Consider the following 1,901-nt stretch of genomic DNA (forward strand, 5'->3'; position numbering starts at 1 on the left):
AAGCGAGATAAGGATTGAAAATGCAACTAAGTAAGGCGAGAAGGATATGATTACGATGGCGGTTCCTATCATGGTTGCCACACTTGTTATTATATCCTTAAGGCAGGATAAGAGGTTATGGATAGCTCCCATATTAATTGCTGCATTGGCCTTTTCTTTTAGGTCTAGGGTGTGGGGATTTTCTATATTTTGATAAGTTAAGTCCATAGCTTTTTTTGCAAGCTCAAAGGTCAAATAATCATTAATTCCCTGGCGTCTTACAAACTCTTCTCTGTTTAGTAGTCTTTCAAGGCTTTCTAGTAGGATTTTTCCTATAATTAACAAGACTACAATTTTTATAAACTGGTCAGCTGGCCTTGGCTCAGTGATTTGATTGATAAAAATCATTGGCACGAAGACGTTGATTAAAGTTCCCGCTGCAGGAGCTAGGGCGTTTAGGATGATTACCGGTATATAGAGAGGATCGTTTTTTGCTGTGATTTTCATAAAAAGCCAGAGGGCTTTTAATTTATTTTTCATGATTTTCCTCCAAGTAGTATTTTCTTTGGGATTCGTACATTTCCTTATAGAGACCATTTTGTTTTAAAAGCTCATCATGAGTCCCGTATTCTGTAATTTTCCCGCCATCAAGGAGCATGATTTTGTCACAAAACCTGGTGGAAGCAAGCCTGTGGGATATGAAAATCAGGGTCTTATCCTTGCTGATCTCATCAAGGTCCCTATAAATTTTCTCTTCTGCGAGGGCGTCGAGAGCAGCTGTTGGCTCATCCATTATTAAAGCTCCAGCCTCCTTCTTATAAAGAGCACGAGCGATTGCGAGTTTCTGGTTTTCTCCTCCAGAGAAAAGTGTTCCATCATCGTGGATATTTCGGGTCATTTGGGTGTCAATCCCCTTTGGAAGTTGGTCGAGTTTATATCCTAAACCTGCCTTTTTTAGTGAATCGATTACTCTTTCTCTGTCGATATTTTCATCAGTCGCCGCCACATTTTCTGCAATGGAAACTGCAAGGGGTTCTACATTTTGTAAAACTGTTGCAAAGGCGGCATATCTTTCCTTAAGGTCAAGGTCATTGGCATTCATACCGTTAATTAGAATCGCACCTTCTGTTGGCTTATAAAGGCCAAGGATTAGGGAAACTATGGTAGATTTGCCAGCTCCATTTACGCCTACAATGGCAACTTTCTCTTTTTCCTTGATAGTAAATGATAGATTTTCTAAAACATTTACGTTAGATAAAGGATAGGAAAAGCTCACATTTCTAAATTCAATTGACATTGGACCTGTAATTTTATCTTCTCCTGCCTCTGATTTTAAATCCACCCTTAGCATATCAAAGCCATCTGACACATAAAGCAGGTTTGACCTGGTTTGGGCAATATTTATCATAAGAGTCAAGACAACATTAGAATAAATCGCAACGGATGTGATAAGGAGGGTTAGATTTTTAAGGGTAATTTGATCTGCTAAAATTTTCCCTGTTAGGAAATAATAGCAGAGAGCTTCGATTCCTACAAGGAGGACTGCAAGGACAGGGGAGAGATACATTTCAGGTTTGATAAAAGTCCTTGAAATCTTAACCACATTTGCCACAAGGGGCTTAAAGCCTTCTATAAACCTATCTTTGAAAGAAAAGACTCTGATATCTTTTGCAAAACGAAAATCGGATGCTTCCTTGTAATAGGAGGTGGTTTTTCTTTTCACTTTGTTAAGTTCGCCCATGTGGGAATGTCTGTATTTATTTGTATAAGATCTAATCATAAGCTGAATTAGGATTGAAATTATGGCAAAGATGAAAATTAGGGGAGATAGTTTTGCCATAATAACTGATATTATCACAAAGGATAAAAGATTTGCTAAAAGCTTATACATATCGTGATAAATCCCTTCTAGACCCTCAACA

1 protein-coding gene and 1 pseudogene are annotated in these 1,901 nt (G+C 38.0%); both read right to left on the bottom strand.

Annotated features, from left to right (window positions below; translation table 11 throughout):
- Window positions 1-519: pseudogene (locus Q0410_RS02565) on the bottom strand (ABC transporter ATP-binding protein); the annotation flags it as partial.
- A partial coding sequence (locus Q0410_RS02570) for an ABC transporter ATP-binding protein (RefSeq protein WP_299032548.1) occupies window positions 509-1,901 on the bottom strand: 1,393 nt, incomplete at its 5' end. The gene Q0410_RS02570 and the pseudogene Q0410_RS02565, both read right to left, overlap by 11 nt.

Source organism: uncultured Anaerococcus sp. (assembly GCF_937934665.1).
Classification (GTDB): Bacteria; Bacillota; Clostridia; order Tissierellales; family Peptoniphilaceae; genus Anaerococcus.